Source organism: Microcoleus sp. MON1_C5, assembly GCF_036701875.1.
GTDB lineage: Bacteria > Cyanobacteriota > Cyanobacteriia > Cyanobacteriales > Microcoleaceae > Microcoleus.
Map to the genome: position 1 here is coordinate 92425 of NZ_JAUBRN010000008.1, position 13886 is coordinate 106310.

12 protein-coding genes are annotated in these 13886 nt (G+C 45.2%); 4 read left to right on the forward strand and 8 right to left on the reverse strand.

The features are described 5' to 3' along the window. Positions 1-109 precede the first annotated feature (109 nt). The 3 genes from QUA71_RS06180 to folK form a co-directional block, all read right to left on the reverse strand. Positions 110-1624, reverse strand: a complete 1515-nt coding sequence (locus QUA71_RS06180) for an FAD-binding domain-containing protein (protein WP_333283337.1) — start codon at positions 1622-1624, stop codon at positions 110-112. A 134-nt stretch (positions 1625-1758) separates the two neighbouring features. After that, complete coding sequence (locus QUA71_RS06185; RefSeq protein ID WP_006635393.1) at positions 1759-2307, reverse strand: NUDIX hydrolase; 549 nt, start codon at positions 2305-2307, stop codon at positions 1759-1761. Positions 2308-2485: 178 nt separating this feature from the next. Continuing rightward, positions 2486-2974 (reverse strand): 2-amino-4-hydroxy-6-hydroxymethyldihydropteridine diphosphokinase, encoded by a 489-nt coding sequence (folK, locus tag QUA71_RS06190; protein ID WP_333283339.1) that lies wholly within the window; start codon positions 2972-2974, stop codon positions 2486-2488. Between the two features lie 275 nt (positions 2975-3249). On the opposite strand from folK, the gene QUA71_RS06195 reads away from it, so the two are divergent. Together QUA71_RS06195 and QUA71_RS06200 are read left to right on the forward strand one after the other, a co-directional pair. After that, entirely contained in the window at positions 3250-3717 is a 468-nt protein-coding gene (locus QUA71_RS06195; RefSeq protein WP_333283341.1) for a hypothetical protein, read from the forward strand. 410 nt (positions 3718-4127) lie between these two features. Next, positions 4128-6476, forward strand: a complete 2349-nt coding sequence (locus QUA71_RS06200) for a PhoX family protein (protein WP_190656104.1) — start codon at positions 4128-4130, stop codon at positions 6474-6476. Positions 6477-6812: 336 nt separating this feature from the next. Here QUA71_RS06200 and QUA71_RS06205 read toward each other — a convergent pair whose 3' ends face one another. Further along, entirely contained in the window at positions 6813-7376 is a 564-nt protein-coding gene (locus QUA71_RS06205) for a Uma2 family endonuclease (RefSeq protein ID WP_333283343.1), read from the reverse strand. A 13-nt stretch (positions 7377-7389) separates the two neighbouring features. Here QUA71_RS06205 and QUA71_RS06210 point away from each other — a divergent pair, with 13 nt between their 5' ends. Then, on the forward strand, positions 7390-7536 hold the full coding sequence (locus tag QUA71_RS06210) for a hypothetical protein (RefSeq protein WP_333283345.1): 147 nt from the start codon (positions 7390-7392) through the stop codon (positions 7534-7536). Positions 7537-7557: 21 nt separating this feature from the next. Here QUA71_RS06210 and QUA71_RS06215 read toward each other — a convergent pair whose 3' ends face one another. From QUA71_RS06215 to larC, 3 genes are all read right to left on the reverse strand, one after another. Next, positions 7558-8979 (reverse strand): serine/threonine-protein kinase, encoded by a 1422-nt coding sequence (locus QUA71_RS06215; RefSeq protein ID WP_333283346.1) that lies wholly within the window; start codon positions 8977-8979, stop codon positions 7558-7560. Positions 8980-9013: 34 nt separating this feature from the next. Beyond that, positions 9014-10429 carry a serine/threonine-protein kinase gene (locus QUA71_RS06220; protein WP_333283348.1) on the reverse strand — a complete coding sequence of 472 codons (1416 nt, stop codon included), beginning with the start codon at positions 10427-10429 and terminating at the stop codon, positions 9014-9016. A gap of 925 nt (positions 10430-11354) precedes the next feature. Next, a complete protein-coding gene (gene larC, locus QUA71_RS06225; protein ID WP_333283350.1) occupies positions 11355-12791 on the reverse strand; it encodes a nickel pincer cofactor biosynthesis protein LarC in 1437 nt (478 codons plus the stop codon). A 75-nt stretch (positions 12792-12866) separates the two neighbouring features. Between larC and QUA71_RS06230 the strand changes: the two genes are divergently transcribed. Continuing rightward, on the forward strand, positions 12867-13532 hold the full coding sequence (locus QUA71_RS06230; RefSeq protein WP_333283352.1) for an L-threonylcarbamoyladenylate synthase: 666 nt from the start codon (positions 12867-12869) through the stop codon (positions 13530-13532). 69 nt (positions 13533-13601) lie between these two features. On the opposite strand, the gene QUA71_RS06235 is transcribed toward QUA71_RS06230, so the two are convergent. After that, positions 13602-13886 (reverse strand): DUF427 domain-containing protein, encoded by a 285-nt coding sequence (locus QUA71_RS06235; protein WP_190738299.1) that lies wholly within the window; start codon positions 13884-13886, stop codon positions 13602-13604.

Below are 13886 nucleotides of genomic sequence, written 5' to 3' on the forward strand. Positions count from 1 at the left end.
TTCGGAGCGAAGACTTTAGTCCTCGAATAGAGTCAATAAAAACTCAATTTTTTATTACTACAAACAAAGTTTTTAATAGTAATTAACAGAACATGATATCACATATTAATTAGGTAGGTGTAATAAGGTCAGCTATAACCCCGAGTTCTTGAACAAGGGGGGGTTCTGAGTCTGATGTTTTAATTTTTTGCTGCGTGTAAAGTTCCCTAAACTTGCGCTGCTGCTCGTTGTGATCTACGATCGGAGAGGGATAATGAAGAAGTCGGCGTTCTAAAGACGAAAGATTTCCTGTTAGCAAAACTTTAGTATCAACGCGGCGCAATTCTGGAACCCAGTGCCGAATATATTCCCCTTCCGGGTCGAATTTTTGAGCTTGAGTCGCCGGATTGAATATTCGCAAAGGTTTCGGGTCCATACCGCTCGATGCGCTCCACTGCCAGCCGCCGTTATTAGCACAAAGATCGCCGTCTATCAATTTTTGCATGAAGTATTTTTCACCCCACTGCCAGTTAATAATTAAATCTTTGGTGAGGAAACTGGCGACTATCATGCGGCAGCGATTGTGCATCCAACCTGTCTGATTTAACTGCCGCATTGCCGCATCAATAATCGGATAGCCAGTTTTGCCTCGACACCAAGCTTGAAAAAGCTTTTCATCGTTGTCCCAAGGAAAGTCTTTGAAGGCTGGACGGTAGGGGCCGTCTGCTAATTCTGGGAAGTTATACATGGCGTGTTGGTAAAATTCCCGCCACGCTATTTCCTGTTGCCAAGTCCGGATGCTTGTGTACGCTTCTTCGCTGTGGCAAGCGTCCATTACTATCTGGGTAGCTTGCCAAACCGTGCGGATGCCAATGGCACCAAATTTGAGGGCGGCGCTGAGTTGGGATGTACCGTTAATTGCGGGGGAATTGCGCTGTCCTTGATATTGGTAAATTGCCCGATCGCAAAATTCTTCTAATTTTTGTTGCGCTGCATCTTCTCCGGGTTCTATTACTAATGGATTTTCCCAAATAAACCCCAAACTAGAAGCAGTTGGCACTGTTTCCATTGCACCTGCTTCGTTTGCGAGTTCTTGTTCTTCTGCCGTTAATCCGGTCATTAATTCCAGATAAGTTATCGGCAGTGTCTCTACTGGTTGGGCTTTCGGTTTACTGTTCCATTTTTTCCAAAATGGTGTATAAATTGTGTAGGGAGTCTTTGTACCGCTGCGAATTTCATCTGGGGCGTGCAGGACTTGATCCCAGAAATTTTGAACTTTAATTCCTGCTTGTTGGAGGGCGTTTAATACAGACCGATCGCGCTGTTTCGCGTAGGGTTCTACATCCCAGTTCCAAAATACTGCTTTGGCATTTATCGCTATTGCTAGTTTCGGTATTCCTAGACTCGGGTCATCTTGAATTATCAGCAATTGGCTGCCTACTTCCCTGTAACGCGAGGAGAGTTTTTGCAAGCAGCCGATCATGTATGTGACTCTTGCTGGGGCTACGTCATCCCGATTTAGGATATTGCGATCCAGACAAAAAATCCCGACTACTTTCGGGCTTTGCTGGCGCGCTGCTGCCAGTCCGATATTGTCAGAAATACGCAAGTCGCGGCGGTGCCAAAATAAAATTAGATCGGACATTCGATTTTAGATTTTAGATTTTAGATTTTCCAGTCCTGGACACACGCGGGGTCAAAAACCCGGTTTCTAAGTTAAGATTTATCGCTTTGATGCACGATTTTTATAAGAAACCGGGTTTTTTTCGTCAGTTCTATTTAAGTCAAAAATGGACGGGCTAAGAAAAAGCTAGAAATTGATTTCGCGTCAATTGGTTCCCCAGCTAAAATAGCCTTTTCTAATTCTTCAGGGGTGAATAAAACTGTTTCAAGGTCTTCATCATCGTCTTGTGCGGGCGGCTTTTCCAGTTTTTCCAAATCTTGGGCTAAAAAAGCATAAATGATTTCGTCGGAATAACCGGGGGCGAGAAAAAATTGCCCTAATTTCTGCCATTTTCCGGCCCGATATCCGGTTTCTTCTTCGATTTCGCGCTTAATAGTTTCGGCGGGGCTTTCATTGATTTCGACTGTACCTGCGGGAAATTCTAAAATTCGCCCTTTTGTGGCAAAGCGGTATTGTCGCACCAAGACGAGTTTACCTTCGGGTGTGACGGGAACTGCAAGTGCTCCGCCCGGGTGGCGAATACATTCCCACTCGCCTTCGGAACCGTTGGGAAGACGGAGGGTGGCTACGTCAAAGTTAAATTTGCGCCCCTGGTAAAATAGGCGTTGTTTGAGGAGTTGGGGTAGTTCTTGACCGATCGACATAAGCGAGAAGCGAATAATGTTTGAGTGCACCGATTTAAGACATCATAGGCGATCTCATACGATTTTAGATTTTAGATTTGAGATTTTAGGTTGGGAATGACTGATAACTATCACAGTTTGGGCTTACCTACGGTTGCATTTTTTTTTACTGGTACGATGCGTGAATTTTGCTCCATTTTTACAATGGCAATTTTTGCACTCCGGAACATTCTGCGGTTTGCAGGAGTTGGACGATCGCACTTTTCGTCACCGGATGCACCCAATCCGGGGCAATTTCTGCTAAAGGTACTAATACAAAAGCTCTTTCGGTCATCCGGGGATGAGGTAGAGTCAGTGTCGGAGTTTCTAAGATTAAATCGTCATACAGCAGCAAATCTAGGTCGAGGGTTCTTGGCCCCCATTTTTCTCGGCGAATTCGATTAAATTTTATCTCGATTTCTAATAATTTTGCTAGCAATTGTTCGGGTTCTAGTGCAACTTCTAAGATGGCGCAGGCGTTGATATAATCGGGTTGCGGCGGCCCTACGGGGGCGGTTTGATACCAGCTTGAATGAGATTTTACGGCTATTCCTGGGGTGTTATTGAGGGTTACGATCGCGCTTTTGAGCGTGGCGAGGGAGTCGCCTAAGTTGCTACCGAGGGCGATCGCACATTTTGTTGATTTCATAAATAAGAAGAAGGAAGAGGGAAGAGGGAAGAAGGAAGAGGGAAGAGGCAAAAGGGAAGACTAAGGCGGGGCGCGTTTATCCATATCCTTGGATAGCTAAAAAGATTTCGGGTTAAGCCCGGCCATACAAGTTGTATTTTTGCAAAAATCCCCCCCTAAAGCCTGCATTTTTGGCGCATTCTAATAACACAAAATATTATTTTAATTTAAGCTTAATCTTCTGTTAATTTTTATTAATTATTATTGACAAGTGTTAGTATTGAGTTTCAAACCTAATGAATTTGTACCTACGCTTATTGTCGGCCGTCATTCTAGCAATTATCAGTTTAACAGCAAGTATATCGATAGCTTTGGCTGAAACCAAAGAGCGCTACCTTACCTTAGATTCGGACGGCAGTCAATCTTTTGCGAATTTAGTGCAGCAGGCGGAAGATTTAGCAAAAGAGTCGATCGCCCGCGAGTTTCAAGAAAATCCGGCATTAACAGAAGTTACAATCATCATTACAGCCGATCGCAGCCGACAAAGGGTTCCTGTTTTGCGATCGAGAGTATCGCGCCCCGACTGGCAGAAAGATGCGAGAATCGAACAGTGGACTAGATATTTTGCGGATGCTAAATTGCTCTTGGGATTCAGAGATGGCAATATCTCGCCCGCAAATTCTGGGTTTTCGCAAGTGATTAATGTACCTGCGCCCAGTCGATCGACATCCCGAGAAAATGATCCGGGTTTTCGAGATGATTAAAATATTGGTAATAAGGAACTTTTGCTGAGCCTACTTGTACGCTGGCAAAGCCGAAGTAGCCAAAGCATTGGGCATTGGGAATTAGTAACAAACAACCAATAACCAACCGCACGACACGGAAATCACGGATACACGGATGGCTATTTTTTCCTAAATATCTCTCTCATACTATAGCAATCCTTGCAGCACTCGTATTTTTTTTACCCCACCCCAACCCTCCCCTTATCAAGGGGAGGGAGTAAGAAATTCACAAAGGATTTAGGATTACTATAATTAGCAAATTTTAACTTTTTGTTAACCTAAATATCTGGCAATTTTAATTAACCTTCAGGTTAACTTTCCTTAATTTAAAAGTGATAAACTTTCATACGGAATCATCAGATTAGGGATGTTGGTTTGAAAAGGAATTTATGTCTAAAATAACTCGCCGACAACTGCTAATTTTCTTCGGCAGCAGTGCAGCTACCACTGTGCTTGCCCCTCAATTAACTCAAAAACTGTTCAGCATCAATTCCAGCGCTGCTGAAGCTGTAGTTCCGACATCTTTCACTCCGTTAAGACTTCCCCACCCGCTGCCGATTTATCGAGAACTGCCCAGCTTCATGGCGATGGCGCCGGGGGGACAGGGAACGGTTATGGCTGCCTCGCAGGATACTAGATTAACGAGTTACAGCGTTGTTGACGATGTGGTTGTGCCGCCGGAATACGAACGTTACGTGATTCTCCGCTGGGGCGATCGAGTTTTCCCCAATCCTGCCGACTATTTCGGCTACAACAACGACTACACAGGCTTTGTAGGCCTTCGTGGCAGCAATGACGACGGTTATCTCTGGGTTAACCACGAGTACGTATCCTTCCCGATGTCGAAACAGGCACCCGATACCCCGTCAGATTTGGCATCATTCCCAGCAACGGATCGCGCCGTCCTCGGTCTAGACTTATCTGTAAAAAATCGCGCGACCCTCGGCGAATTTTTGTACAATATGGGTGGTTCCATCGTCCGCATCACCAAACAAGCCAACGGCAGATTTGGGGCGATCGCCGGCGACTCCCTCAACCGCCGTATCCACGGACTGTCCGGCCTCGGAATCAACAGCCAGCGTTCCGACACATACAAAGATGTCACCTCCTGGGGAAGCAGACAAGGCGACGACAACTACCTCATCGGCACGGGTCCTGCAGCTACCCAAGTCTTCGCGCAAGTCAACACCGACGGACTCGGCAACCGGATAATCGGTACAGCCTACAACTGTTCCGGTGGCACAAGCCCTTGGGGCACAATCCTCTCAGCCGAAGAAAATTTCCAAGGTAGCGAAGATTTTTTCGTGGGAGTTCAGGAAAACATCAAACCCAACGGCGGCCAAACGGGCTACCCCAAGGGTACTATCGGCGAGGAATTCGGCTTAGTCGGCGAAAAATACGGCTGGATGGTAGAAGTCGATCCCCTAGATCCGAGTTTCCGCCCGCGCAAACACACTTGGTTGGGCCGCTTCCGCCACGAAAACGTCGCGATTCGTGCCGAAGCCGGTCGCAGATTAGTAGTGTACATGGGAGACGATCGGCGCGGCGGACACACCTGGAAATTTGTCAGCAACGGTAGTGTCACAAATCCCGCAGATAAAACCAACAGCCGCTTGTTTGAAGACGGCATTTTGTACGTCGCCCAATACAACCGCAACGGTACTGGAAGATGGCTGCCACTAACTATAAATAGCCAGACAAATCCAGTGCGTCCTTCTCAAGTTGGCGAGGCGGAATTAGCAAGTTTTGGCAAAGCTCAAAGAGATGCCGCTACTCGCTTCCCCAAACGCGCAGGAATTGCTGGTCAAACCGAAGACGGCGGTTCTTTTGTAGTAGATACAACCAATGAAGCAACAGCACTTCCGGGCTACCAAAATAAAACTCTGGCTAATTTCTACAGCAGCCAAGGCGCGGTTTTAGTTGATGCTTTTTTAGCTGCTAATTTGATTGGTGGCACTCCGACGGCGCGGCCGGAAGATTTGGAAGTTAATCCTACTACTAAGGAAGTTTTTATTGCCTATACTGACGGCGCACCGGGAAGCGACGGCTATCCAGATTCTCGCATTTTTAATGTTGCTAAATACGGTAGCGCAGTCAACAGCAATCAGCAGTCGGGAGCAATTTACAAAATAATTGAAGACAGTCCTGATGGTGCGGGTTTGACGTTCCGCTGGCAGCGTTTGGCTCAAGGTGGAGAAGCCGGTGCGGCAGATGGGGCGGGATTTGCTAATGTAGACAATTTGGCTTTTGACCCTCAAGGCAATGTTTGGGGCGTGACTGATATGTCTACGAGTACGCACAACGGTTTTGATGTCGGTGCGAGTGGAGAGCCAACGACGATCGACCATAAAAAGACTGGAAATGTGTCAGATATTACTGGTGTTTTCGGCAACAATTTTCTGTTTTACATTCCGACTTCCGGCCCGAATGCAGGAACAGTAATTCCGTTTGCTTACGGCCCGAACCGATGCGAATTGACAGGGCCGACTTTTTTGGGAGATACGCTGTTGCTTTCGGTGCAGCATCCGGGGGAAGATTGCCCCATCGATGACGGTACTGTACTCAGTCGGCCAATTGAAATGTTGGATTTGAACGGTGCTGTTTTTAATCAGACTCGTAGTGTTTCTCGCGGCAGTTTGTGGCCGAGTAATATCTCGAATGATTCGCGCCGATCGCCGATGCCGTCGGTGGTTGGGATTCGCCGCGTGCGATCGACTCCAACGGGTCAGTTTGTTTAAATTTTACATTTTGCACCATTCTCAAGAACAGGCAAGATGCCTGTTCCACAAAGAGTGAATTTTCTTGTGGAACAGGCATCTTGCCTGTTCTTAAAAAGCTTATTGAGAATAGTGCAACATCTAAGTTTAAATTTGACTGACCCATCGGGGCCCAGAAACTGGGTTTTTTACGAATCTGGAGTAAGATTAAATGAACCGCGAAGGCGCTAAGGACGCGAAGAAAGAGAAAGAAGAAGATACTGTTCTTTATTCGCGCTCTAGCGCCTTCGCGGTTCGTTCAAATAATTAAAAAAATCCCTAAGATAATTAATATCAAATCCCTTAATAGCGGAATTTTTAAGAAAATTGTACTTGGCGATACAAATCGGCGATCGCAATTTCTAGATTCACCGATTCAAGTTGCAAGGAATCGCCCAAACCATACTCGGAGAGAACCCATTGCCCCTGTTGATTGCGCCTAAATATCTCTACTCCTGGCTGTTCAACTTGCACCAAGACATACTCTTGCAGTGTTGAAAATTGGCGGTATTTAGCAAATTTAATGCCGCGATCTGCTGCTTCTGTGGAAGGCGATAAAACTTCGATAATTAAGGAAGGAAATTGCACTAATTGCGGATCGTTATCATGCTCATCACAAGTTACTACAACATCAGGATAAAAATACTTTTGTCCTGGTTCCACTTGGACTTTTACATCCGCGATGTACACCTCGCAAGGGCGATCTACAAGGGCATCATCTAGGATTCTGAAGAAATTTCCTGAAATTCGATTGTGATTGCGGGTGCTGCCACTCATGGCGACGACTTCGCCATCCCAATACTCGTAGCGTTCCTCTTGGGTGGGTTCCCAAGCCAGGTATTCTTCTGCACTCATCGATGGGCGATCGGGTAAGGCAACCATAATGCGATCGAGAATGAAGTATGTTTCTAGGATAGCTCGAACCTACCCGTTTAAACAACAACAAACTGTAAATGTACTTTTGAGTAATTATCTAAAACAAGCTGATGATTTGTCGATCGCAATTACAGAAAATGGCAAGCAGATCGCAGTATGCGATTAGCAAAAATGCAGGGCGAGCGACCTATTTTGGTTGAGTAATTTTGCTGTTTACCGACCTATTCGCCACTTTTTTGCAGGCAAAAGTAAATTTCCCGTTAGATATAGCACTTATTTCATGGGTCAACCATTCTATTTCTGGAGGGGTTGCGTGAGAAATACTCATAATCTCATAATATTTTTCATTATACACGTAAGTTAACCTTGAATCCCGAATATACATACTCCCTTCCATCATAGATTTTTTCTGGGTAGGAGCAACCTGATAGTGATACCAAGGCAACAGGTGAGTTACAGAAATCTGTCGGCCATCGATCTTGATTCTAGTCCCTCTGCAAAAAGTTGCGAAACCTTCCCAAAATAAAAACCAACCAATGATTAAGCCAATAATCCAAGAAGTTGGTAAACACAGCAGAAATACAAAAATGAATAAAAAAGCATCATGACTAACGGCTGTTAGCAAGGTAAAAGGATATAAAAAAACCCCCAAGACAAACAACGTTCCTATTAATATCCAGTATAAGTTCCAAAAAGTCAACTTTTTGGGCGGAATTACAACCTCTAGATTCTCCCCATTTTTTTTCAGTTCAATCCTACTCCCAAAAGGTTTTTGTCTAACCATCGAGATATCAGTTGGCTGGCGGGGATTTGCCAAAGCTTCCAGTGCCTCTTTTGCAGATGCGAGGCGGCGGTTCAAACTCGGTTGTGTCATCCACTTCAGCCAAGCAACTAAATCTGGATTGAGATTGACTGTTGACTCAAATTGAATTTGCAAATTACCTTGGGATAACTCGGCTGGATGCCTGCCCGTTACTAAATAAATTAACGTCGCACCCAAACTGTAAATATCGGAAGCGGGAACATTTCGCCCTCCAAATTGTTCGGGCGGCATATATCCGTAAGTGCCGACAACAGTAATCGTACCGCCTTTTCTAGCTGCTAGTGTCTGTACGGAACCAAAATCAACTAAATAAACATCACCGACACTATTGCCAGATCTGTTTGCCAGTAAAATATTACTCGGCTTGATATCTCGGTGAATGACTGGCGGCTGTTGCCCGTGGAGGTAACGCAAAATTTTCAGTAATGCTTTAGCCAGTTGCTTGATTTCTGCTTCGCTAAAAGTTCGCCCGCTTTTTAACCATTCCTCTAACGATTTGGCTGGGATATAGTTTTGTACCAAGGCAAATCCTTTACCCGTTGGCACATCCACATCAAAGTAATCCAAATAGCGGGGAATTGCCGGATGAGAAAGCAGTTGTAAAGTTTGCGCTTCTCTTTCAAATAGTTTCAAGTCATCCCAGCAAACATCTTCCCCAAAAATCAGTAACTTAATCGCTACTAACTCTTGGGTTTGCAAGTCACGCGCCAGCAAAGTGCGCCTTCCCGCATTTTTACTTAGCTGTTTCTGGATGACATAACGCTCTTTTAAAATTTTACTTGCCATTTGTAATCCTAAGAGAGAAAAGTGCTTGTTAATTTTAGCGAACGTCCATATTCGATTGACTAATAGGCAAATCTAACCATTCGCTGAGTTCTCCTGCTATCCAATCAATCTCGGCATCGCTGAGATGCCTGGTAATCAGTTTGTATTCCTGCGTTCCCGCCCAAATCTGAATGTCGCGAGGTCTGCGCGAGTATGTATTGAAACTATCTATAAGTTGTAATTTACAGATAGCCTCCCTCGGACTTGGGGGCAGTAGATTGTAACGCACCAATCCCAAGTGCTTGGAAGTGAAAGAAATTTGTTCGTGATCGATCCGCAGCCGGATGAATTTAGCCGTGTTTTTGAGAGTTAATTCAAGTAAAAATATAACAAAAATCACGCCTAAAATAGCCACGATTTTCCAGAATACAGAGCCATGAAAAATGCTATTCCACCCCAAGAAAGTAAAGAATATCCATAGCGGAAACAAAACTGCCCATGAAAGAAAAAATAACAAACACCTAACAAATAATTGTTGAGAAGGAGGTATCACAATTTCCAAACTATTCCGGGTTTTCTTCAGTTTTACCCTGCTTTTAGCAGGTATTCCCAAGACCGAACGCCCCCCTTTTTCTGGTTTTTTCAGTGCTTTTAATGCCCGATCGGCTGCGGTTAAGCGGCTGTTTAAATCTGGTTCGGTCATCCACTGCAGCCAGTCCACAAAATCCGAACTAATAGCGATTTTTGGCTCAAAATTAATACGCAAATCTTTCTGCGGCAAGTCGGCTGGATGGACTCCCGTTACTAAGTAAATTAACGTTGCACCCAAGCCATAAAGATCGGAAGCCGGAACCGCGCGCCCGCCAAATTGTTCGGGCGGCATATATCCGTAAGTTCCGACTACAGTAACCGTGCTACCTTCTCTCGCTGCTAAGGTTTGAACTGAACCAAAATCTACTAAGTAAACTTCACCCAACCAACCACCTTTATTAAGGGCGGAGTGTTTTTGTTTGAGGGGCGATAGATCTGCTAACAGAATATTACTCGGTTTAATATCTCGATGAATTACTGGCGGGTTTTGGTGTTGCAAATATATCAAAATCTCCAGCAGCTTATTAGCGATTTGCTTTATTTCTTTTTCGTTAAAATTCCGTCCCGATTCAACCCATTCTGCCAAAGATTTCGCTTCAATATAGGTTTGTACCAGTGCCAGCCCTTTAGTCTTTGGTGTCTGGAATTCAAAATAATCTAAGTAACGAGGAATTGCCGGATGGGAAAGTGACTGTAAGGTTGTGGCTTCTCGTTCAAATAGTTTTAAATCGTCCCATTGGAAATCTGCACTAAAAGTAAGGATTTTGATGACGACTAACTCCTGAGTTTGTAAGTCGCGCGCCAGCAAAGTTTGTCGTCCCGCATTTTTACCCAGGCAGTGCTGAATGGCATAACGTTCTTTTAACAATCGCTCTACCATATTGTTTACTATAATTATTGGCAGCTTTTACTATACTTCAGCCTTAGGGAGGTGTGCTGGATTTGTTACAAACATTAATTATGATTATTATGATAGGACTATTATGAATTCAAGCAATGGCACAAGCGTTGCTAAAGTAAGCCAAGCTGTTGAGAAAGTGCTGGCCCAAGAGTCTTACAAAAAAAGGCTGATCGAGATGGAAGGGGCGATCGCACGGAATTAAGCGCGCTGCTGATATTCGATCGTTATGATGCGATCGACATAGCTTGTCGAAGAATAAACTTTAACAGTCCTGGACGCACGGGGGGCCTTTCAACCCGGTTTCTGCGCCAATATCTCAAGGGATATATCCACGATTTTGAGGGGAACCGGGTTTTTTGCGTCCAGGACTATTTAAATTCGATCGAGGTTTGTTGAACCCAGGCTGTACTCGATACGCCGGGGACACGGCCAGCTTGTAGTTGCGGGCGATACCTAGCCAAAAGTTCGGGTCATTCCCCCGTCGGAAGATTGGCTGCAAGCTGGTCTTTTTGTTAGCTGAAAAATCTACTGCTGGTTAGAACCTTGCGGGGGTTAATTATCGTACACAGGACTTACGCAGGTACGCTATATATAGCCTGACACAAGTTACGATCGCCCGTTCAAGAAAAGTGAGCGATCGTCGTAAGATTCAAATTGAACTGCCTAAAGAATCACCGACTTTCCTGTTAAACAAGTACGCAACGTATAGTTGGGTCTTTCAGTTCGTGTTTGAGGTAGTCTGACAGTAATTCCTGCTTTAAGTGGTCTACGGTTTTTTCAACCATTCGCGCTGTTTTTTTTAGGAATTTATACGCTAAAATTGCACAAGCAATATGATTCCTTTGAATCAATGCTTTGCGGCATTGACAGGCTTCTATACCCTCTTGTAAGTCACTGTAATTGATTAAGTGCGATCGTACCAACTTTGCAGCGCCAAGCGGTGAACTTCCCGCCAGCTAATATTTTTAATTCTGGCAATTTCCGCGCAATCTTCGTATTCCGGCTGTACATTAACAATCGTTTCTCCCGACTTCGCAACTTTTATCTTGACTTCGCCGTATTCTGTTTTAACTGTCTGGATTTCTCGGGGTAAAATCGTTCTTTGTTGAGTCGATCGCCTAATTCCCAGAGTAGTAGTTTCGCGAAAGATAACTGCTTCGCAATCATCCTGAAATTCGGGATGACAAATCGCAGTTAACAAAACCCCCAGCCGCGACTTTTTCATCACAATTGGGGCAGTGAAAACATCCAGAGCTCCGGCGGCAAACAAAGCATCAAAAACATAGCCGATCGCCTGCGGACTCAAATCATCAATTTGCGTTTCCAATACCGTAATAGTTTCTATGGAATTGGGCATTGGGAATTGGGCATTGGGCATCGGGAATGGGGAATTGTTTAAAAACTTCCCTCTTCCTTCTTCCCTCTTTCTGACATCCGTTACATCCTGTACAGTGCTCGTTGCCGAACTTGCTTGTGACTTCTCCCCAATCCAGAGGCGCAAAATATTAGGAATTGCCAGCATTCGAGAACCTGCACCCAAACCGATCGCCTGAATTTCCATCGGCGGTGGCGGGCCGAAAGCAGAGGCTAGAGTACAGGCGATCGCAGTTCCCGTAGGAGTGCACAATTCGCGATCGATCCCATTGCTATAAACCGGCACTCGGTGCGTTTCCCACAACCGCATCACCGCCGGCGTCGGCACCGCTAACTTACCGTGGGCCGCCTTCACCGTACCTGCACCAGTCGGCATCGCCGAAAAGTAAAACTCCTGAATATCCAACCAATCCAAACCCAAACAAGTACCGACAATATCAATAATTGCATCCGCCGCCCCCACCTCGTGAAAGTGAACCTCGCTTGGGGGGATACCGTGTACGGCCGCTTCTGCCTCTGCTAATTTGCGAAATACGGCCAAACTCCAAGCTTCCACTCGCGGAGGCAATTTTGCAGAGACGATGATTTGCTCAATTTGTGGCAAGTGGCGGTGATGAGTGTGGCTAATTTCGGCATCTGGTTCGCCGTGACTGTGAGAATGTTCTTCCCCGTGATGATGGTGGTGGCGGGCGTCAAAAGTCGAAGATTCCGTTTCCGAGGGATCGAGTTCGGTAGCGGAATTTTTGGGTTTTAACCACAAATCCGCAGCTAAATCTACATAAAATTTAGTTGCTTGTTGAGTATTCCGGTGGACTAATTCCGTCCGCAACTGGTACTCTGTCGAAATGCCGAGCAAATTGAGTTTTTCGATTAGGTAGTCTAAAGGAACGCCAGCGTGGATGAGAGCTCCGATGCACATATCGCCAGCAATGCCAGTTGGACAGTCAAAATAAGCTATTTTATTCATTGTTAACAATTAATTTTCAACATTGATTGTTTCACTGGATATTTCGATCGCCCACTTAGCCTGCAATATCTTAACATGGCAACTATTTATGAAGTGCATCCAGTTGCACCCCAAAGAGACCGGATCGAGAAGATTACAAAAGCTCTAAAAGATGGGGCCGTGATGCTTTATCCGACAGATACAGTTTACGCGATCGGCTGCGATATCAACTCCAAGTCTGCAGTAGAACGAGTCAGGCAGATCAAGCAACTATCCAATGATAAGCCTTTAACGTTCTTGTGTTCCTCTCTGTCAAATATCACCGACTATGCGGCAGTCAGCGATGAAGCATACAGAATTATCAAGCGGTTAATACCGGGGCCTTATACATTTCTGCTACCAGCTACCAAGTTAGTGCCACGGTTGGTAATGAACCCAAAACGGAAAACCACTGGAATTCGCGTTCCCGACCAGCGGCTTTGTTTTACACTGTTGGAAGCCTTGGGAAATCCAATTATTTCAACATCCGCTCACATTACCACGGATGATGAAGGTGCAGCACCAGTCGCTGCATCTAAAGCAGAAAGCTTTGGCAAAGCTGAGCTGTTTGACTGTTTTTCTAAGTTAGTGGATGTCATTGTCGATGACGGTTCCGATCCGGGATATCAAGTTTCTACCATTCTTGATTTGACACAAAGCGAACCGATTGTTGTTCGCCGTGGTTTGGGTTCGGAAGCTGTCGCCGTTTGGGAAAAAAATTAAAATTTTAAGGGGCCGGTTAAGCGCTAAATTCGCCCACAACCCGCCCCCTTTTTTTAGTCCTAAACTGCTTTAAGCCTCTACCTTAACTCCTTTCCAAAAAGCAATATATCCGGCAATATTTTTAGCAGCATCTTTCGGGGTAGGATAGTACCAAGCAGCATCTTTATTAACTTGTCCGCCGACTTCGACACTGTAGTAACTAGCAACACCTTTCCAACCGCAAGTAGTGTGAGTGCTGCTGTCCTTGAAATACTCGCGGTTGATGGCATCGGCGGGGAAATAATAGTTGTTGTCTACAATTTCGCACTTGTCGCTCTCGGCCAAAACGGCACCATTCCAAATTGCTTTCGGCAT